General features: G+C 40.3%; 20 protein-coding genes. 13 read left to right on the forward strand and 7 right to left on the reverse strand.

Features of this window, described 5'->3' with window-relative positions; all coding sequences use genetic code 11:
- The gene (locus tag G564_RS0105725; protein WP_029036813.1) at positions 1-1,500 is read right to left on the reverse strand and encodes a tyrosine-type recombinase/integrase; all 1,500 of its coding nucleotides are present in this window, start codon (positions 1,498-1,500) and stop codon (positions 1-3) included.
- A gap of 154 nt (positions 1,501-1,654) precedes the next feature.
- Here G564_RS0105725 and bcp point away from each other — a divergent pair, with 154 nt between their 5' ends.
- On the forward strand, positions 1,655-2,104 hold the full coding sequence (gene bcp / locus G564_RS0105730) for a thioredoxin-dependent thiol peroxidase (protein ID WP_029036814.1): 450 nt from the start codon (positions 1,655-1,657) through the stop codon (positions 2,102-2,104).
- Positions 2,105-2,194: 90 nt separating this feature from the next.
- Here bcp and G564_RS0105735 read toward each other — a convergent pair whose 3' ends face one another.
- From G564_RS0105735 to porX, 6 genes are all read right to left on the reverse strand, one after another.
- On the reverse strand, positions 2,195-2,566 hold the full coding sequence (locus G564_RS0105735) for a DUF4258 domain-containing protein (protein WP_029036815.1): 372 nt from the start codon (positions 2,564-2,566) through the stop codon (positions 2,195-2,197).
- A 6-nt stretch (positions 2,567-2,572) separates the two neighbouring features.
- Entirely contained in the window at positions 2,573-3,772 is a 1,200-nt protein-coding gene (locus G564_RS0105740) for an alanine dehydrogenase (protein WP_029036816.1), read from the reverse strand.
- Between the two features lie 53 nt (positions 3,773-3,825).
- Positions 3,826-4,125, reverse strand: coding sequence for a hypothetical protein (locus tag G564_RS20675; RefSeq protein ID WP_245583661.1), 300 nt, complete (start codon positions 4,123-4,125; stop codon positions 3,826-3,828).
- Between the two features lie 232 nt (positions 4,126-4,357).
- Positions 4,358-4,501, reverse strand: a complete 144-nt coding sequence (locus tag G564_RS20470) for a hypothetical protein (protein WP_169578113.1) — start codon at positions 4,499-4,501, stop codon at positions 4,358-4,360.
- A 277-nt stretch (positions 4,502-4,778) separates the two neighbouring features.
- Positions 4,779-5,183, reverse strand: coding sequence for a tRNA (adenosine(37)-N6)-threonylcarbamoyltransferase complex ATPase subunit type 1 TsaE (gene tsaE, locus G564_RS0105750; RefSeq protein WP_029036818.1), 405 nt, complete (start codon positions 5,181-5,183; stop codon positions 4,779-4,781).
- 45 nt (positions 5,184-5,228) lie between these two features.
- The gene (gene porX, locus G564_RS0105755) at positions 5,229-6,779 is read right to left on the reverse strand and encodes a T9SS response regulator signal transducer PorX (RefSeq protein WP_029036819.1); all 1,551 of its coding nucleotides are present in this window, start codon (positions 6,777-6,779) and stop codon (positions 5,229-5,231) included.
- Positions 6,780-6,819: 40 nt separating this feature from the next.
- Here porX and G564_RS0105760 point away from each other — a divergent pair, with 40 nt between their 5' ends.
- From G564_RS0105760 to hisG, 12 genes are all read left to right on the forward strand, one after another.
- Positions 6,820-8,049: an HD domain-containing protein gene (locus tag G564_RS0105760; protein ID WP_029036820.1), complete on the forward strand. Its 1,230-nt coding sequence runs from the start codon at positions 6,820-6,822 to the stop codon at positions 8,047-8,049.
- Positions 8,050-8,073: 24 nt separating this feature from the next.
- On the forward strand, positions 8,074-9,093 hold the full coding sequence (gene lpxD, locus G564_RS0105765) for a UDP-3-O-(3-hydroxymyristoyl)glucosamine N-acyltransferase (RefSeq protein ID WP_029036821.1): 1,020 nt from the start codon (positions 8,074-8,076) through the stop codon (positions 9,091-9,093).
- Positions 9,093-10,481, forward strand: coding sequence for a bifunctional UDP-3-O-[3-hydroxymyristoyl] N-acetylglucosamine deacetylase/3-hydroxyacyl-ACP dehydratase (locus G564_RS0105770; RefSeq protein WP_029036822.1), 1,389 nt, complete (start codon positions 9,093-9,095; stop codon positions 10,479-10,481). Before lpxD ends, G564_RS0105770 begins: the two co-directional genes overlap by 1 nt.
- 5 nt (positions 10,482-10,486) lie before the next feature.
- The gene (gene lpxA, locus G564_RS0105775) at positions 10,487-11,272 is read left to right on the forward strand and encodes an acyl-ACP--UDP-N-acetylglucosamine O-acyltransferase (protein WP_029036823.1); all 786 of its coding nucleotides are present in this window, start codon (positions 10,487-10,489) and stop codon (positions 11,270-11,272) included.
- Positions 11,273-11,285: 13 nt separating this feature from the next.
- Positions 11,286-11,852 (forward strand): elongation factor P, encoded by a 567-nt coding sequence (gene efp, locus G564_RS0105780; RefSeq protein ID WP_029036824.1) that lies wholly within the window; start codon positions 11,286-11,288, stop codon positions 11,850-11,852.
- A 150-nt stretch (positions 11,853-12,002) separates the two neighbouring features.
- Positions 12,003-12,935 carry a UDP-3-O-(3-hydroxymyristoyl)glucosamine N-acyltransferase gene (locus G564_RS0105785; protein ID WP_029036825.1) on the forward strand — a complete coding sequence of 311 codons (933 nt, stop codon included), beginning with the start codon at positions 12,003-12,005 and terminating at the stop codon, positions 12,933-12,935.
- A 1-nt stretch (position 12,936) separates the two neighbouring features.
- The gene (locus G564_RS0105790; RefSeq protein ID WP_029036826.1) at positions 12,937-13,347 is read left to right on the forward strand and encodes a nuclear transport factor 2 family protein; all 411 of its coding nucleotides are present in this window, start codon (positions 12,937-12,939) and stop codon (positions 13,345-13,347) included.
- Positions 13,348-13,411: 64 nt separating this feature from the next.
- Entirely contained in the window at positions 13,412-14,284 is an 873-nt protein-coding gene (gene sucD / locus G564_RS0105795; protein WP_029036827.1) for a succinate--CoA ligase subunit alpha, read from the forward strand.
- Positions 14,285-14,419: 135 nt separating this feature from the next.
- Positions 14,420-15,166: a 3-oxoacyl-[acyl-carrier-protein] reductase gene (gene fabG, locus G564_RS0105800; RefSeq protein WP_029036828.1), complete on the forward strand. Its 747-nt coding sequence runs from the start codon at positions 14,420-14,422 to the stop codon at positions 15,164-15,166.
- Between the two features lie 166 nt (positions 15,167-15,332).
- A complete protein-coding gene (locus G564_RS0105805) occupies positions 15,333-17,360 on the forward strand; it encodes a hypothetical protein (RefSeq protein WP_029036829.1) in 2,028 nt (675 codons plus the stop codon).
- 21 nt (positions 17,361-17,381) lie between these two features.
- Complete coding sequence (locus tag G564_RS0105810) at positions 17,382-18,197, forward strand: prohibitin family protein (RefSeq protein WP_029036830.1); 816 nt, start codon at positions 17,382-17,384, stop codon at positions 18,195-18,197.
- Between the two features lie 215 nt (positions 18,198-18,412).
- On the forward strand, positions 18,413-19,270 hold the full coding sequence (hisG, locus tag G564_RS0105820) for an ATP phosphoribosyltransferase (protein WP_029036831.1): 858 nt from the start codon (positions 18,413-18,415) through the stop codon (positions 19,268-19,270).
- The last annotated feature ends 4 nt before the right edge of the window (positions 19,271-19,274 follow it).

Raw genomic sequence — 19,274 nt, forward strand, 5'->3', positions numbered from 1 at the left:
TTAGCTGCTAAAGGTATCACTAAATAACTGAGTCACGTCCTTTGCTTCATCCGTAACCAGCTTCTCCCGGTAATTCTCTGTCACTTGTAAGGTCGAATGACCTAGAGCCATACTGATGTAGTGGAAGTTAGCTCCACTTAAAAATAGCCTCTGAGAGAAGATATGCCTTGCCTGGTGATTACTGATACCAGTATTTATTTCACAAGCAGTCTGAATGAGCTTTAGGTGGTAATTGAAGGTGTTTTTAAGGACGTGGGACTTATTATGGAGGTCAGTATTCAAAGATTGTTCTCCCCTGTAGAAACCTCTCATATAAGGCAGAATAGTATCTTCCGGATGGGCTGCTCTTAGCTCCATGATCTTATTGCCATAGTGTTCAAGCCTCGCCCTATTTATGAGCTCTAGATTTCTTTTTTGACTATTGATACGGTGTTGTAATTCTTCTTTTTCCATTTCTTTTTCCTGCTCTCGAATCACAAGATCTTCAAAATCACCACTGTTCTCATTCTCATTTTCATATTCTTCCTTAAGTTCCTGAAATGACAGGATTTTAATAAGATCATGATCACTTTGCAGTATTCTTAGTCTACTCTTGATTTCTTTTGATGTCTGGTCTAGGTAATCCGCTTTTTCACCAAACCCTTCATCATACTCCTGTAGAAATACCCTTAGCTGTACCAATGCTTCAATGGTCAACTTAGTTTCCATTACAGTACCTGTTTTTTGAATCCGGTACTGAAGAAAGTAGCTATCATTAACCTTCTGAATATTCTTCCATTGTAAGAGTAGAGCATCTGATATTCTTATCCCGGCTGCATACATCATGAACAGAAAACTCTTTTGTACAAGAAGGGTGGATTTTCTTGATGGTTCGTATTCCATAAATATTTTTAGTTCCTCCTCATTTAGAACCCTGTACCTCTTAATACTTTTCTTTTTTTTGAGACCTTTAAAGGGATCTTGAGCGTACACATGTAAACCATTCTCTACTCCTTGATTCACGAGATACCGGAGGACAGTGATGTATTCATTTGCTGTTGAATACGCTAGCCCGGAGTCAATTAAAAAGCTATAGTACCCTCTTACCAGGAAGATATCTATGTCACTGAACTCAATGTCATCTTTGTTAATGGTCTGCAGGTACTCCTTAAACTTGTTTAGAGCGTCTCTCCTGCCTCTTCTTGTATTTCTTGAGGATATCACATCAATGACCTTCTCAGCATAGGCTATAACTGATTTATTGCCACGCTTGAGATTGAGAAAATCAACTTTACCACCTCTAGCTTCAAGCAGTACTTTCTGGATTCTGTCATTGATCTTATCACTGTCAGGTTCCTTGCTATAGACAACCTGCTTCTCAGCATTCCAGTTCTTAATTTGTATCTTTATGCCAAGAGATTTATCTGAAGGTTTCCGGTTGGTTATTGATCTTAATTTTAAATAACCCTGTTTTTTATTCCGGGGGTCTTTTACAAGAACAACATTATGAGTAGTTGCCATTTCAAAAATTTAGGTGAAGCAAATATACTCTAGTGACAAACATGTAACAAACAATTTGAGGAAAATATCCTCAAATGTGACAAACAAAAAATTATAAATAGCTATAAATAAATAAGTTACAAGATAAAGTAACTTTGAGACAAAAGTAATAATTATGACAACACTTCAACCCGGCGATAAGGCGCCACAATTTTCTGCAAAAGACCAGGACGGGAATCTCCATAGACTGGAAGATTACAAAGGGAAAAAACTGGTGGTTTTCTTTTATCCTAAAGCCAGTACTCCCGGTTGTACTGCCGAAGCCTGTAACCTTCGTGATAACTGGAAGACCTTTCAGGCAAAGGGTTACGAGATCCTTGGAGTAAGTGCCGATTCTGAAAAACGCCAACAAAATTTTAAAGAAAAATACGAACTTCCATTTCCTTTACTTGCCGACGAAGACAAGGAGGTTATAAATGCTTTTGGTGTTTGGGGTCCTAAGAAATTTATGGGAAAAGAGTATGATGGTATTCATCGTACCACTTTTGTTATTGATGAAAACGGACAGATCTCTGATGTAATTACAAAGGTAAAAACAAAAGAACACGCCTCTCAAATCTTATAGATTGAATATTGAATACTGAATATTTATTATATTAACCCTACTCAAGTCCTGGTTCTTGGTTCTTGAAGCGCAGCGGTCCTGGTTCTTTTTTTATTTTTTCCAGATCTGCTGAAGGGTGGCGGTGGAATCACAGTTCTCGAAAAGCATTTCCAGGGCTCCCGATTCAGTTTTACCGGTTATCATGTAGACCTTACATGAGTCTGGTTTGGTGTTACTCCGGCTAAAGTCAACATCTCCTTTGTGCAGGGCAGTGGTAATAGAAGCAGTATCTATTTGAAGACGTTCTATTTCGGCCAGGGCTTCGGGGGTGTAGATTCTTTCTTTATTCCTGATGTTTTTTAGAACACGGGCATCAACCCCATAGGCGCAGGAAGTTTTTTTACCGCTTAAAAAGAATGCAAGAATAACGAGCCCGATGGCAAAACCTCCGAGGTAAAAACCAAGTCTGTGAATGAATTTCATGGAGAATTAAAAAATAAGCAGGTTGATATCTCTGTAAGAGAGATCAAACCAGTCTGCAATAGATTTGTTTGTTAGAATTCCGTGGTAAAAATACAAACCATTTCGCAGACCCCGGTCAAAACGTAGCGTATTTTCTAATCCGCCCTGTTCTGCTATATGGAGCAGGTATGGAGTAAAAATGTTACTGATGGAAAGAGAGGAAGTCCGGGCGTATCTCGAAGGGATATTAGGCACGCAGTAATGGACAACTCCCGATTTTACAAAGGTGGGTTTGTCATGTGTGGTGATCTCACTGGTTTCAAAACATCCACCCATGTCAATACTAACATCAATAATGACAGCACCTTTCTTCATATGTTCCACCATGGTTTCTGTTACCAGAATAGGGGAGCGGTTCTTTCCTCTCACAGCTCCAATTACGACATCACAGCGTTTAAGAGCTTTAATAAGATTTTTTGGCTGAATGGTAGAGGTATGTAATGGCCGGCCCAAATTCGCCTGAACGGCACGGAGGCGAGTGAGGGAATTGTCAAAAATTTTGATGTTAGCTCCAAGTCCCAGGGCAGATCGGGCAGCAAATTCACCCACAGTCCCGGCACCAAGGATCACTACTTCAATAGGAGGCACTCCGCTGATGTTCCCGAACATTAGTCCGTTACCGGCGGGATTATTGCTCATGATCTCCGATGCAATAAGAATAGAGGCTGTACCTGCGATCTCACTAAGAGCTCTGACAGCGGGATAAGTGCCATCATCATCACGAATAAATTCAAAGGCAAGAGCGGTAATACGTTTAGATGCCAGTTTTTGGAAATAGCTTTTGTCCTGCGTCTTTAGTTGGAGTGCAGAGATGATGGTAGTTTGAGGATTCACCATGTCCAGTTCCTCCAGAGTGGGAGGTTCTACCTTAAGGATCATGGGACAGGAAAAAACCTTTTTGGCATCTTTCGATATCTCGGCTCCTGCTTCGGAATAATCCTTGTCACTGAATTTCGCTCCATCCCCGGCACCAGATTCGATCATTACCCGGTGACCATGAGCGGTCATCGCGGCAACGGCATCGGGACTAAGGCATACCCGCTTTTCCTGATAGGCGTTTTCTTTGGGAATGCCAAGAAATAACTGGCCCTTGTGTTTATAGACTTCCAGGGTCTCCTCCTGCGGAAGCAACTGTTCCCTGGTGAAAGGCGAAACTTGTTCGGTCATAATTTGTTGGTCAGGCAGATAAAATTACGACTTTTTAAGGAGTAGCGGAAATTTTAAAGTTTTGCGTAGTATTCCTCCTGGATTTCTTCTTCCGGAGTATCTTTTTTGAAATCTTTAATTTCTTGATACTCCTTATCAGAAAATGGAGAAAAAGGTGATATATTTTCTCGTTCAAGCTCTGTCAGATCAATACCGAAAATTCGGTCAAAAATTTTAATTCGAATTAAATAAACCAACGAAAGAATAATAATAAAAAAAGGAGCTAAATAAATTAATTGGTTGGTATCCATATATCTGCTAGAATCAACATAGACATCACTGTAAAAAGCAATCAATAATTGGTATGCGTACATAGAAATGGGAATAAGAATAACATGATACCACCAGTGTTTACATGTGAAAAACCAGATGAGAAGAAGGAAAAGTGGAGTAACTTTTCCTAGATAGGTCCACATTGCTGTGGTAACATTCTCGTAATATCTGCTTTCATATGTAAAAAAATAATTTTCCCAGATGGGTCCATCTGGGAAAATTTCATATAAATAAAATAAATATGGTGAAAATGCTATGGAAATAGCTATTAGACTACCCAGCAGGAGGAATTCTGATGGTCGTTTTGTCGACAGCTGTTTTCTTGATTTCATCTTTTTGGCTATTTTCTGATGTTGAAGTTACAAAGAAAGTTGCTCCAAAAATAGATACGGCTAGGAAAAGGGCTTTAATTTTCATGATATAGTTTTTTAAAGTTGTGTTTGTTTCGATTTGTTGATACAAACCTATAGAAAACTAAATCCCTAATAATTAATACATTATTTGTACTTTTGCCGCCTTTTTGAAGGAAAAATCTTTAAACTCTTAAAATATTATATTTAAATAAAATTAGTTAAAATAACCCTCATTTCGTTCAAGTGCTTCTGCTCAGTCCTAATATGTTAACAAAACCTTAATTATGAAAGAAATTTCTCACGTTACATTTTGTTATTCAGCACGAAGAAATTCTTTAAAATTAACAAAACTTTAACTTTCTAGCCTCATTATCCTCGATAGAAATTTCAAGTTTTTGATGCTCCTCTTCAATAAAATTTTCAATTTTTTGAGGCCATTCAACAAAATTCCAGTTGCCTGATTGTAAATATTCTTCAAATCCCATGTCCCAGGCTTCAGATTCATCATTGATCCTGTAGAAGTCAAAATGATTTACCGTTCCATTCTCAGTTTCATATACATTAACAAGGGAAAAAGTCGGACTGGAGCCAATATCTTCGGCGCCTAAAGCCTTTAGGAGTGCTTTTATAAGAGTGGTTTTACCTGCTCCCATTTCACCATAGAACAAGATTGTTTTACTCCTGGTTTTTTCCAGAAGTTCACGGGCAACAGCTTCAATTTCAGATAGAAGGTAGGTTACTTCCATTCAAAAGTATTATAATTTGGGGTGATAAATATAGTTAAATTATTGTTATCTAGGTGATAACACCGCAAAAGGGATGATCATTTCTTCCATAGATACTCCTCCATGTTGAAATGTGTTGCGGTAATAACTCACGTAATGATTATAGTTATTAGGATAAGCAAAGAACAGATCTCCCTTGGCAAATATAAAGGAGCTACTCATATTTATTGCGGGTAAATGTATGGTCTTTGGGTTTGGAGCTGCCAGTACATCCTTTTCTTCGTATGTGAGACTTTTTCCCGTTTTATACCTCAGGTTAAGACTCGTCTGTTTATCTCCAATAACCTTTGAAGGGTTCTTTACATTAATAGTACCATGATCTGTAGTCATTATCAATTTAAAGCCGAGCGTCTGTGCCTGCTGGATGATCTCAAGTAAAGGTGAATTCCTGAACCAGCTATGCGTAAGAGATCGGTATGATTTATTCGTCGAAGCCAACTCCTTAATTACTTCCATTTCTGTCTTGGAATGGGACAGCATGTCCACAAAGTTGTACACCACTACAGTCAGGTCATTGTTTTTTTGGCTTCTAAAATTTTCCACCAGTCTCTTTCCTGCTTTAAGACTGCTTATTTTGTGATATTCGTGTTTGATGTTTACTCCCAGTCTTTTTAATTGGGCCTGCAGGAATTCGGCTTCATGTAAATTCTTGCCGCCTTCCTCAGTGTCATTTTTCCAGAGGTCGGGGTGTAATTTTTCCATATCTCCCGGCATTAATCCGGAGAAAATAGCATTTCGGGCGTATTGAGTTGCCGTGGGCAGGATACTGAAAAAGGGTATTTCCTGCTCCTTTTTATAATAATTGTTTATTACGGGTTCAAATGCCTTCCATTGATCGTAACGCATGTTGTCAATCACCACCAGTAAGGTAGGTTGTTCTTTAGAAATCTCGGGGAGTACCTTCTCCTTAAATAAGGTATGGGACATTATCGGGGCATCGGCATTCTTTTCAAACCATTTGGGATAATTCTTATCAATGAATTTGCAGAACTGGAGATTAGCTTCTGTTTTTTGGGATTCCAGAATTTCAAACATGCCGGTATCCTCAATATGCTCCAGTTCCAGTTCCCAGTACAGCAACTTTAAATAAAGATCTTCCCAACCTTCATAGGAATTGATCATAGCCATGTCCATAGCAATTTTCCTGAATTCCTGCTGATAGCTGGAAGTAGTTTTTTCGGAGATCAACCGGGAGTGATCAAGATTTTTCTTTATGCTTAACAAGATCTGATTTGGATTTACAGGCTTGATCAGGTAATCGGCGATCTTGGAACCAATCGCTTCCTCCATAATATACTCTTCTTCACTTTTGGTGATCATCACCACGGGGAGATTCGCCTGCTTCTCCTTAATTTCAGATAAGGTTTCCAATCCCGAAAGGCCGGGCATATTCTCATCCAGGAATACAATATCAAAATTCTCTTTTTCTATTTCTTCCAATGCTTCAGTTCCACTTTGGCATGTAAAGACCTTATAATTTTTGCTTTCCAGGAATATTATGTGAGGTTTGAGCAGATCAATTTCATCATCTACCCAGAGTATTTTGATATCGTTCATATATGTATCTTTGTTGACATTAATAAATAAAAGACCAGGCTTGCTTCAAGGAAACAAACTCAAGATTTTAAACGATCCAATTTACGGATTTATTACGATACCCAATGAGCTGCTCTTTGATATCATGGAGCACAAATATTTTCAAAGACTCCGCCGAATTTCTCAAATGGGGCTGTCTTACCTGGTTTATCCCGGAGCACACCATACACGTTTTCATCACGCTCTTGGTTGTCTGCATTTAATGCAGAAGGCTGTAAGAGTCCTACGATTAAAGGGAATAGAGATATCCGAAGAGGAAGAGGAGGCACTTCAGGTTGCTATCTTATTGCACGATATTGGGCACGGACCGTTCTCCCATGCAATGGAACACAGCATAGTGGAAGGGGTGAGTCACGAGACTATTTCCTTCCTGTTTATGGAAGAATTAAACCGGCAGTTTAACCAAAGATTAACTTTAGCCATCAGGATCTTTCGTGGGGTATACCCCCGGAAGTTTCTTTGCCAGTTGATCTCAAGTCAGCTGGACATGGACCGTATGGATTACCTGAAGCGGGATAGTTTTTATACCGGGGTGGCAGAAGGGAATATCAATAGTGAGAGATTGATAAGTATGCTAACCGTGGTCAATAACGAATTGATGGTAGAGGAAAAAGGCATTTACTCTGTCGAGAAATTCCTCCTTGCCCGCCGGCTTATGTACTGGCAGGTTTACCTGCACAAAACCGGGGTGGTGGCCGAGCAGTTGCTCATCAGGGTCCTAAAGAGAGCTAAGGAACTGGTAAGTTCCGGCCGTGAGCTTTTTGGAAGTACCGCTTTAAATTACTTCTTAGAGCATCAGGTCACGGCGGATAATTTTTCTGAAGAAACGCTTCATATTTTCGCAAGACTTGACGACTATGATATTCTTTCAGCTATGAAAGAGTGGGCCCATGATGAAGATTTTCTCTTAAGCAGCCTGTGCCAGATGATCATCAACAGGGATCTTCTAAAGATCAAACTGAAAAAAAATCCTGTTTCCGAAGAAAAACTGGAAGCTCACATCCAAAAGATCATGGCGCGTTTCAATATCAACCGGGAAGAAGCACAGTATTTCGTCTTCAGTGGAGATATTAGTAACCTGGCTTATAAAAGGGAAGATGAGAAGATCCATATCCTGTTTAAAAGCGGAAAGGTTACCGATGTTATAAAGGCTTCAGATCATTTTAACCTGAAGGCGCTATCGAAGCCGGTAATCAAATATTATATCTGTTACCCTAAACCTAAAGATTAATCCATTTTTTTTACTTTTGCCAGAATGAAGTTCACAGCAGCGCAAATAGCAGGTATATTAGAAGGAGAGGTCGTGGGTGACCCCGGGGCAGAGGTTGACAGGTTGTCAAAGATCGAAGAAGGATCGGCCGGTTCCATAACCTTTCTTGCAAATCCAAAATATACATCTTTTATATATTCGACCAGGGCTACTATTACTATAGTCAGTAAAACATTTAATCCTGATGATAAGATTTCTACGACACTTATAAAAGTTGATGATCCTTACAAGGCTTTTTCCAAACTCCTCGAATATTACAACCAGGTCAAACTGAATAAAACAGGGATTGAGCAGCCTGTACACATTTCAAAGACGGCTAAATACGGAGAGAACCTTTATCTCGGGGCCTTTTCTTACCTTGGAGAGCAGGTACAGCTTGGAAATAATGTAAAAATTTTTCCCAATACTTATATTGGAGATAATGTTCGTATAGGGAATGATGTCATGATCTTTCCCGGGGCTAAAATATATTCAGAGACTATCATAGGTAATAATTGTATTATTCATGGCGGTGTGGTCATTGGAGCAGACGGTTTTGGTTTTTCTCCAAACCCGGAAGGAGAATATTCCAAGGTGCCTCAAATAGGTAATGTAATCATAGAGGATAATGTTGATATTGGTGCGGGAACAACTATAGACAGGGCAACACTTGGATCTACGATCATAAGAAAAGGAGTAAAGCTGGATAATCAAATACAGATCGCCCATAATGTGGAAATAGGAGAGCATACGGCTATTGCAGCGCAAACAGGAATTGCCGGCTCTTCGAAAATCGGGAAAAACTGCCTTATTGGTGGCCAGGTTGGAATTGCGGGACATATTCATATTGGGAACAGAGTGAAAGTTCAGGCACAAACGGGTATCGGCAGGAATATTAAAGATGATGAAGTGATTCAGGGTTCTCCGGCAATTGGATATAATGAATACAATAAATCATATGTACATTTTAAGAATCTACCCAAAATAGAAGATCGCTTAACCAAACTAGAAAAAAAAACTGAATAATGGCTAAACAACGCACCATAAGTAAAGAAGTTTCTTTACAGGGAGTGGGACTTCATACCGGCAACGAAGTCACCCTTACTTTTAAACCTGCTGCTAATAATACAGGTTATTGTTTTGTACGAACAGATCTTGAAGGGAATCCTGTGGTTGAGGCCGATGTCAATTATGTAGTTAACACCAAGCGCGGAACTAACCTTAACAAGAATGGAGTGAGTATTCAAACTTCAGAACATGTGCTGGCGGCCTGCGTTGGTTTGGACATAGATAATATCATTATTGAATTAAATGCTTCTGAACCTCCTATTATGGATGGGTCTTCGAAATATTTTGTGCAGGCTCTTGAAGAAGCCGGTATCGAAGAGCAGGAGTGTGACAGGGAAGAATTTGTGGTTACAGATGTTATTCGCTACACAGATGAGAATTCCGGAAGTGAGATCCTGGTAATGCCTTCAGATGAATACCAGGTTACGACCATGGTGGATTTTGGAACCAAGGTTCTTGGTACACAGAATGCTTCTTTGCAAAAGTTGTCGGATTTTAAGACGGAGATCGCCGATGCACGAACTTTTAGTTTCCTGCATGAGCTGGAAACCTTATTAGAACACGGACTTATCAAAGGCGGTGATCTCAATAATGCAATTGTTTATGTTGACAAAGAGCTAAGTCCCGAGACTATGGACAAGCTGAGGGTGGCTTTTAAAAAGGATAATATTTCTGTAAAACCAAACGGTATACTGGATAATTTAACTTTGCATTATCCAAATGAAGCTGCACGTCACAAGCTTCTTGATGTAATAGGTGATCTTGCCCTTGTGGGAACAAGAATCCGGGGTAAGGTCATTGCCAACAAACCCGGGCATCATGTTAATACCCAGTTTGCAAAAAAGCTTGCAAAGATCATTAAAGCTGAAAAGCGAAATAATGTCCCTAAGTACGACCTTGACCAGGAGCCGCTTATGGACGTGAATGAGATCATGAACATTCTGCCTCACAGGCCTCCCTTTATCCTTGTAGATAAGATCATTGAATTAACAAGTGATACCGTGGTAGGGGTCAAAAATGTGACTATGAATGAACCTTTCTTTGTAGGTCATTTCCCGGGAAAACCGGTAATGCCCGGGGTTCTTCAGGTGGAAGCTATGGCGCAGACAGGAGGAATCCTGGCACTTAAATCTGTTCCAGATCCTGAGAATTATCTCACCTTCTTCATGAAGATCGATAATGTGAAATTCAAAAGACAGGTAGTACCCGGAGATACTTTAATATTTAAACTTGAATTGCTGGCACCAATTAGAAGAGGTATTTGCCAGATGCAGGGATATGCTTACGCTAATGGTAAGCTTGTCACCGAAGCCATTTTAATGGCACAAATTGTAAAACAAAAATAAAAACTATGAATCAACCCTTAGCATACGTACATCCCGGTGCCAAAATCGCGAAAAACGTTGTTATTGAGCCTTTTACTACCATACATAATAATGTAGTAATTGGAGAAGGAACGTGGATAGGCTCGAATGTTACTATCATGGAAGGGGCGAGGATCGGAAAGAACTGTAATATTTTTCCCGGTGCCGTTATTTCTGCAGTTCCTCAGGACAAAAAATTTAATGATGAAGATACGCTCACGGAAATTGGGGATAATACCACCATCAGGGAATGTGTGACCATAAATCGTGGGACTACAGACAGGATGAAGACCAAGATTGGGAGTAATTGCTGGATCATGGCTTACTGCCACATTGCGCATGATTGTGTGGTAGGCGACAATTGCATCTTTTCGAATAACAGTACTTTAGCCGGACATATTAATGTTGGAGATTATGTGGTACTTGCCGGTATGGCGGCTATTCAGCAATTCTGCAGCATAGGAAGTCATGCTTTTGTTACCGGAGGATCTTTGGTGCGTAAAGATGTACCACCTTTTGTAAAAGCCGGAAGAGAACCACTATCTTACGTTGGGGTAAATTCCATAGGTTTGAGAAGAAGAGGTTTTACTACGGAAAAGATTCGGGAGATCCAGAATATTTACAGGATCCTTTATCAGAAGAATTATAATAACAGTCAGGCAGTTGCGATCATCGAAGCTGAAATGGAAGCAACTTCAGAAAGAGATGATATTTTAGAGTTTATCAAGAATTCCCAGCGGGGGATCATGAAAGGATATATAAGTTCAAACTAATCAGACGAAAAAAATGGCAAGTACAAGTGACATCAGAAATGGATTGTGTATAAGATACAATCATGATATTTTTAAGATCATTGAATTCTTACACGTTAAGCCCGGTAAGGGTCCGGCCTTTGTAAGAACCAAATTAAAAAGTGTGACTACCGGGAAAGTTATCGATAACACTTTTTCTGCAGGTCACAAGATCGACGAAGTGCGTGTAGAAACCCATAAATTTCAGTTTCTCTATAATGACGGGGAATTCTACCACTTTATGAATACAGAAGATTACACCCAGATAAGGCTTTCAGAAAGTGCACTTGATGCACCCGGGCTTTTAAAAGAGGGGGAAGTGGTTACTATTCTTATCAATACTGAAGATCAAATGCCGCTATCTGTTGAAATGCCTGCAAGTGTAATTCTGGAGGTGACGCACACTGAGCCGGGGGTCAAAGGTAACACGGCTACAAACGCCACAAAGCCTGCAACGGTAGAAACAGGAGCCGAAGTGAATGTTCCGCTGTTCATCAACGAAGGAGATAAGATCAAGATCGAAACTGAAAAAGGTACTTATAAGGAGAGGATTAAGGAGTGATCAGTGGTCAGTGATCAGTGGTCAGTGGTCAGTGGTCAGTGTTCAGAGTGAAAGAGCAAAACCCTTCTAACCTCTAGAACCTAACTTCTCAATACTCAATACTCAATACTCAGTACTCAATACTCAATACTCAATACTCAGTACTAACACATGAAGTTTCCGCAACAGCATACACTTGAGCAAATTGCCACTATAATTTCATCGGAATTTATTGGTCCAGCAGACTTTCCTGTATTGGGGATGAATGAGATCCATGTAGTGACACCAGGAGATATTGTATTTGTAGATCATCCCAAATATTATGATAAGGCATTAAATTCGGCAGCAACGGTAGTGCTTATTAATAAAGAGGTGGATTGCCCGGAAGGAAAAGCATTATTGATATCAGATGATCCTTTCAGGGATTTTAATAGGCTCACCAGGTATTTTAAACCTTTTGAAAAAGCATCTTCCAACATTGCTGTTTCCGCAGAGATAGGGGAAGGAACAATAGTGCAGCCGACCGCTTTCGTAGGGAATAATGTAAAGATTGGAAAAAATTGCCTTATTCATGCGAACGTAAGTATCTACGACAACACTGTCATTGGAGATAATGTTACTATACATTCCGGCAGTGTATTGGGTGGAGACGCTTTTTATTACAAAAAACGACCCGAAGGATATGATAAACTACTTTCCGGCGGAAGGGTTGTTATTAAAGATAATGTTGACATAGGAGCAAATTGCACCATTGACAAAGGTGTAAGCGGAGATACTACTATAGGAAAGGGAACCAAGCTGGACAATCTTATTCAGGTAGGTCATGACACGGTGATTGGCGAAAATTGTCTTATTGCATCCCAGGTGGGTATTGCAGGTGCTGTAGTTATTGAGGATGATGTCACCATTTGGGGACAGGTAGGCTTCCGCAGCGGGATCGTGGTAAGAAAAGGAGGAGTGATGATGGGACAGGCCGGTATTACTAAATCAACAAAAGAAAATACCGTATATTCGGGAAATCCTGCGATGGAATCCCGGGAGTGGCTAAAAGAGTTGGCTCTTTTGCGTCGATTACCTAAATTAATGGAAAATTTAAACGGTTGATATGAGCTTAGAACCTAAAGATTGCGTTGCCAAATTTTACTCTTCTGACTTTCATAGAAATCCTGAAATGTTGAAAGAATATCTTCATCCAGATGTTCAGTTATTCTGGAACAGCAGTGCCGGGTTTAACAAACTGGAATATTCAGATCTTGAAAAACTGTCTCAGGAACTATCGAAATCCTTTGAACATCTTCGTGCAGACATAAGTCACCTGTTAAGTGATGGCAATATGGTCACAATCAGGTTTACATACTATGTGCGCACTGTTGAGAATCCCGATGAAGAACTTCCCATGGCACATTTCATTGCTATATGGCAGGTAAAGGATGAAAAGCTATACAAAGGTCATCAAATAAGTCAGCAGGCCGATGACAGCCCGGAAAATCTCGATTCTTTCATTCCAATTAATTAATAAAACCTTTTAGGTTTCTTTTATAAAAACCTAATTTTGCACCTGAAAAATCAAATAATCAACTATGAGCGTTTTAGTCAATAAAGATTCAAAAATAATTGTACAAGGATTTACCGGAAGTGAAGGTACTTTTCACGCCGGACAAATGATCGAATACGGAACGAATGTGGTAGGAGGAGTTACTCCCGGAAAAGGAGGGCAAAAGCACCTTGAAAAACCTGTTTTCAACACCGTGTCTGATGCTGTAAAAGAAACAGGAGCCGACGTTTCAATTATTTTTGTGCCACCGGCATTCGCAGCCGATGCTATTATGGAAGCTGCAGATGCAGGGATCAAAGTAATTATTACAATTACTGAAGGGATTCCGGTAGGCGATATGATTAAAGCAGCCGATTATATAAAAGATAAAGATTGCCGTCTTGTAGGTCCTAACTGTCCCGGAGTGATCACTCCCGAAGAAGCTAAAGTAGGGATCATGCCCGGATTTGTTTTCAAAAAAGGGAAAGTTGGTATCGTATCAAAATCAGGTACATTAACCTATGAAGCTGCCGACCAGGTTGTAAAACAGGGATTAGGTATTACTACTGCAATTGGAATTGGAGGAGATCCTATCATTGGAACAACTACAAAAGAAGCCGTTGAACTTCTTATGAATGATGACGAGACAGAATGTATCGTTATGATCGGAGAAATTGGGGGGCAACTTGAAGCCGATGCTGCCCGATGGGTGAAAGAAAACGGTAACCGCAAACCTGTGGTTGGATTTATTGCCGGAGAAACTGCTCCCAAAGGAAGAACAATGGGGCACGCCGGTGCAATTGTTGGTGGTAGCGAAGATACAGCACAGGCTAAAAAGGCCATTTTAAGAGAGAATGGAATTCACGTTGTTGATTCTCCTGCAGAGATCGGCAAAAAGGTAAAAGAAGTAATGGGATAAAAGCTCCCGTACCAGAATAACAAAAACCTCCGTAACTTGCCAAAAAGGCAATTTCGGGGGTTTTTTACTGTAAACCACTTGTTTTATTATATTTGAACGAATATTAACCCAGACCAGGAAAACAGATATTTAATCATGAAATTATTAGAAGGAAAAAATGCTATTATCACCGGTGCCAGTAGAGGGATTGGAAAGGGAATAGCCGAAGTATTTGCAAAACACGGGGCTAATGTTGCCTTTACATACAGCTCTTCTGCCGAAGCTGCCAACCAGCTGGAAAAAGAACTACAGGAATTAGGTGTAAAAGCCAAAGGATATAAATCTGATGCGGCCGACTTTAAACAGGCTGAAGAACTTGTGATGAATGTTTTGGAAGATTTTGGAAGCATTGATGTTCTGGTGAACAACGCGGGGATCACAAAAGATAATCTGCTCATGCGAATGAGTGAGGAAGATTTTGACAAGGTAATCGAAGTGAACCTGAAATCTGTCTTTAATATGACCAAAGCTGTACAGCGTACTATGCTGAAGCAGCGACAGGGGAGCATTATCAACATGAGTAGTGTTGTAGGTGTGAAAGGGAATGCAGGACAGTCAAATTATGCAGCTTCAAAAGCCGGAATGATTGGATTCTCCAAGTCTATGGCTCTTGAGCTTGGTTCCAGAAACATTCGTACCAATGTTATTGCTCCCGGTTTTATTGAAACCGAAATGACCGGAAAACTCGACGAAAAAGTTGTGAAAGGATGGAGAGAGGCTATTCCGTTAAAAAGAGGGGGAACTCCCGAGGATATTGCAAACACCTGTGTTTTCCTTGCAAGTGATCTAAGTGCATATATTACCGGCCAGGTGATTGGTGTAGACGGGGGAATGCATACCTAAAATAATAGAGGCTGTTCAAAATAAATATGTCATTCGGAATTTCTTTTCAGAATCCGGATGATCTGAATTTATAACTGATTGAAACCTGAAACTCCCGATGCCTCGGGACAGGTTGACGTTGAATAGGAATTCTTTGAACAGCCTCTTTTTCTTAAACTGAGATTCAATGCCGGCTACAACAGTATTTCTTCTTATTGCTGCTTTTCTTCTTTCGCTGGCACTCGCGGGATTTCAATATTTTTTCCGGTCAAAAGGAAGGAGGGCCCAAAATCTCATTTTTGGCACCTTAAGGTTTATCACTCTTTTTTGTGTTTTACTCCTCCTTATTAATCCGAAGATCACAAGTACCGAATACACTCTCGAAAAACCCACTCTGGTTCTTGCTGTCGACAATTCTTCTTCAATTAAGGAACTTGGAGCAGGGGAGGAGGTTAGGAGTTTAGTGGAGAAGATTCAGGATGACAGCGAGCTGCAAAAGCAATTTGATATCCAGACCTTCACGTTCGGAAGAGATCTTGAACAGAACGGCGAGATCAATTTTTTGGAGAAGCAAACAGATCTTCCCCGGGTTTTCAAGGATCTGGAAATGCTCTTCCGTGAAAAAAATGCTCCGTTACTTCTTATAACCGACGGAAATCAGACTATGGGTGAAGACATTACTTTCGTAGCCCGGAGATTTCGGCAGCCTGTGATTCCGGTGGTGGCAGGAGACACCACAACCTATCAGGATCTAAGTATTTCCCGGCTCAATGTAAATAAATATGCTTTTTTGAATAACAGGTTTCCTGTTGAGGTCATAGTTAATTACTCCGGAAAAACTTCCGTAGAGACACAACTGGAGATCAGGACCGGGAACTCAGTGGTATTCAAGAGAAATATATCTTTTTCTGCCGAAAATTCTTCCGAAGTTATCAATGCCGAATTATCTGCAAACAGTATTGGTACCCGTATCTATGAGGTGCGTCTATCCCCTCTAGAATCCGAAAAAAATATCCTGAATAATAAGCGGGAATTCGCGGTAGAAGTTGTTGACGAGCGTACAAATGTCCTAATTGCCTATTCTTTTCTGCACCCCGATGTGGGTGCCCTAAAAAGATCTATAGAAAGCAATCAACAGCGGGAGGTGGATCTAAAGCTCATTACGGAGGTAACAGATCCCGATGCTTATCAACTTCATATACTTTACCAGCCAGACAACCGGTTTGCAAATTTGATCTCGGGTTTAAATTCGGGTAATCGAAATTACCTGGTTGTCACAGGTCCTAAAACAGATTGGCGGTTCCTCAACCAGGTCCAGAGCGTTTTTGAGCAGGAGCTAACTTTTCAAACGGAAGAGTTTTTTCCGGTTTGGAATGAAAATTTTAAAGCTTTTCAAAACGAAGATCTTCAGTTTTCAAGATTTCCTCCTTTGGCAGGTAATTTTGGGCATCTTGGATTTCCTGAAGATATGGACATTCTGCTGTACCGGCAGGTTCAGGGAGTAAAAACTCAGGAACCTTTGCTGGCTATCGCAGAATCTGAAGGCTCTAAAATGGCATTCCTATTGGGTGCTGATATCTGGCGCTGGAGAAATCATGTCTATCAGGAATCGGGATCATTTCAGAAGTTTGATGAGCTCATTGGAAAGCTGGTACAGGTATTAGCGTCCGGAAGCAGAAATGAGAGGCTAATAGTTTCTTACGAGCCACTTTACCAGGGGGATGAGGCCGTTATCATTCAGGCAGATTATTTTGACCAAAATTATAATTTCGATCCCCGGGCCAGTTTAAAACTGCGGTTAACAGAAGAGGGAAATGGTACAAGTGAAATTCCTTTTCTTTTAAAACAAAATTCTTACCAGGTAGATCTGAGCAACCTGGAAGCGGGGGAATATAGATTCAGAGTTAATGTAGATGGAGAATCCATTTCCAGATCGGGCAACTTTAGAATTGAGGATTTTGATGTGGAGAAGCAATTTGCGAGTGCGAATCTTAGCGGTATGCAAAAAGTGGCTGCAGATAAGGGCCAGCAGGTATATTTCCCCGCGGAATTCGAAAAGCTTAGAAATCAGCTTTTATCAGACGATTCTTACGCTATAGTCCAAAAAAGCCATGAAAAGGACGTATCTTTGATCGACTGGAAATATTTGCTGTTGATCATCATTCTGGCATTAAGTGCAGAGTGGTTTTTGAGGAAATACTACGGTCGAATTTAAACCTTTTATATATTTATTACTATGGACAGATTGCCCAAAATTGGCCTGCCAATTCTATTTGCAGGTATTATTCTTATTATTCTTATGGCCAAATCAACTGTGACGATCAACTCGGGAGAAGCAGGAGTACTTTACAAAACCTTTGGAGGTGGTGTGGTCACAGATGAACCCCCGCTTAATGAAGGTTTTCACTTTGTAGCTCCCTGGAATAAAGTTTTTGTTTATGAAGTACGTCAACAATCTCTTGATGAGAAAATGCAGGTACTTTCATCTAACGGTCTTGAAATCAAGCTTGATGCTTCCATATGGTTTCAACCAGATTACCAGGATCTTGGTTCACTTCACAAAGAAAGAGGGGAAGCCTATGTACAAAGAGTTTTACAACCGGCGGTACGTTCTGCTGCAAGAGCTGTAGTCGGGAGATACATTCCCGAGCAACTTTACGCCAGTAAAAGAGAAGCTATCCAACAGGAAATTTTTGAAGAAACTCAAAAATTACTCCAGGATCAATATGTGCAAATAAACGAAGTCCTGGTGCGTGATGTTTCTTTGCCATCCACTATTAAAGAGGCTATTGAACGTAAGCTACGCCAGGAACAGGAATCTCTGGAGTATGAGTTCCGTTTGACCAAAGCCGAACAGGAAGCTGAAAGACAACGTATCGATGCTGAAGGTAAGGCACGTGCCAACCGAATTCTTGATGCATCCTTAACACCATTGGTACTTCGTGAAAAAGGTATTCAGGCTACAGTAGAACTAGCAAAATCACCAAATGCAAAAGTTGTGGTTATAGGATCCGGAGATGACGGAATGCCATTGATCCTTGGAAACAATTAAACTTTAGAATAAAATTTACTTTTGTTTTTAAAATAAAACTGTATTTTCGCAGTAACAAAATGAAAAAACAACAACTACATCATCATCATTCTCATATGTTCGCTCTTGCGAGGTGAGATTGATATGTGTATAATCCATATTTTCAAAACCCGTTTGAGCAGCTCAAACGGGTTTTTTTGTTCCCTTTGGTCTGCCTTGAACACAAAATTAAACACATGAACAGAATTAGAATAGCAGTACAAAAGTCAGGAAGATTACACGACGATTCCCTCAAGCTTCTTAAAGATGCAGGAATCTCTGTCGATAACGGGAGAGAACAGCTTAAAGCGGCTTCAGGAAATTTTCCCCTTGAAATATTTTATCTCCGCAACGGTGATATTCCTCAATATCTGAGAGACGGCGTGGTAGATGTAGCAATCATTGGAGAGAACGTCTTGATAGAAAAAGGAGAAGACATTGTAACCGCCGAAAAACTTGGTTTTTCAAAGTGCCGTGTTTCTCTTGCAGTTCCTAAATCCGCCAAATATAATGGAGTGCAAGATCTGCAGGGCGCCAGGATCGCAACCTCTTATCCTAATACTGTAAAGGATTACCTCTCAAAAAAGGGAATTACGGCCGATCTTCACATTATCAACGGATCGGTAGAGATCGCACCTAACATAGGTCTTGCCGATGCTATTTGTGATATTGTCTCCAGCGGAAGTACCCTTTTTAAGAATAACTTGAAAGAAGTGGAAGTAATGCTGAAAAGTGAAGCAGTACTGGCTGTTTCGCCTCAAATTTCTTCTGAAAGAAAAGAGATCCTGGAAAAGCTTCAATTCCGTATAAAATCTGTTTTACGCGCCCGCAATTCAAAATACATTTTGATGAACGTTCCTAATTCCAAAATTGATGCTGTAGTAAAGCTGCTTCCGGGAATGAGGAGTCCCACGGTTCTGCCTCTGGCTGAAGAAGGCTGGAGCTCCCTTCACACTGTAATTTCAGAAGAGAGATTCTGGGAGGTGATCGATGAGTTAAAACAGAATGGGGCAGAAGGTATCCTTGTTGCTCCTATTGAAAAAATGGTACTTTAAAAAC

Source organism: Salinimicrobium xinjiangense DSM 19287 (genome assembly GCF_000423585.1).
GTDB classification, from domain to species: domain Bacteria; phylum Bacteroidota; class Bacteroidia; order Flavobacteriales; family Flavobacteriaceae; genus Salinimicrobium; species Salinimicrobium xinjiangense.

Bases quoted from the DNA above. Each gene is read 5' to 3' on its own strand.
- G564_RS0105725 (WP_029036813.1), bottom strand. From the start codon at position 1,500: ATGGCAACTACTCATAATGTTGTTCTTGTAAAAGACCCCCGGAATAAA.
- bcp (WP_029036814.1), top strand. From the start codon at position 1,655: ATGACAACACTTCAACCCGGCGATAAGGCGCCACAATTTTCTGCAAAA.
- G564_RS0105735 (WP_029036815.1), bottom strand. From the start codon at position 2,566: ATGAAATTCATTCACAGACTTGGTTTTTACCTCGGAGGTTTTGCCATC.
- G564_RS0105740 (WP_029036816.1), bottom strand. From the start codon at position 3,772: ATGACCGAACAAGTTTCGCCTTTCACCAGGGAACAGTTGCTTCCGCAG.
- G564_RS20675 (WP_245583661.1), bottom strand. From the start codon at position 4,125: ATGTACGCATACCAATTATTGATTGCTTTTTACAGTGATGTCTATGTT.
- G564_RS20470 (WP_169578113.1), bottom strand. From the start codon at position 4,501: ATGAAAATTAAAGCCCTTTTCCTAGCCGTATCTATTTTTGGAGCAACT.
- tsaE (WP_029036818.1), bottom strand. From the start codon at position 5,183: ATGGAAGTAACCTACCTTCTATCTGAAATTGAAGCTGTTGCCCGTGAA.
- porX (WP_029036819.1), bottom strand. From the start codon at position 6,779: ATGAACGATATCAAAATACTCTGGGTAGATGATGAAATTGATCTGCTC.
- lpxD (WP_029036821.1), top strand. From the start codon at position 8,074: ATGAAGTTCACAGCAGCGCAAATAGCAGGTATATTAGAAGGAGAGGTC.
- G564_RS0105770 (WP_029036822.1), top strand. From the start codon at position 9,093: ATGGCTAAACAACGCACCATAAGTAAAGAAGTTTCTTTACAGGGAGTG.
- lpxA (WP_029036823.1), top strand. From the start codon at position 10,487: ATGAATCAACCCTTAGCATACGTACATCCCGGTGCCAAAATCGCGAAA.
- efp (WP_029036824.1), top strand. From the start codon at position 11,286: ATGGCAAGTACAAGTGACATCAGAAATGGATTGTGTATAAGATACAAT.
- G564_RS0105785 (WP_029036825.1), top strand. From the start codon at position 12,003: ATGAAGTTTCCGCAACAGCATACACTTGAGCAAATTGCCACTATAATT.
- G564_RS0105790 (WP_029036826.1), top strand. From the start codon at position 12,937: ATGAGCTTAGAACCTAAAGATTGCGTTGCCAAATTTTACTCTTCTGAC.
- sucD (WP_029036827.1), top strand. From the start codon at position 13,412: ATGAGCGTTTTAGTCAATAAAGATTCAAAAATAATTGTACAAGGATTT.
- fabG (WP_029036828.1), top strand. From the start codon at position 14,420: ATGAAATTATTAGAAGGAAAAAATGCTATTATCACCGGTGCCAGTAGA.
- G564_RS0105805 (WP_029036829.1), top strand. From the start codon at position 15,333: ATGCCGGCTACAACAGTATTTCTTCTTATTGCTGCTTTTCTTCTTTCG.
- G564_RS0105810 (WP_029036830.1), top strand. From the start codon at position 17,382: ATGGACAGATTGCCCAAAATTGGCCTGCCAATTCTATTTGCAGGTATT.
- hisG (WP_029036831.1), top strand. From the start codon at position 18,413: ATGAACAGAATTAGAATAGCAGTACAAAAGTCAGGAAGATTACACGAC.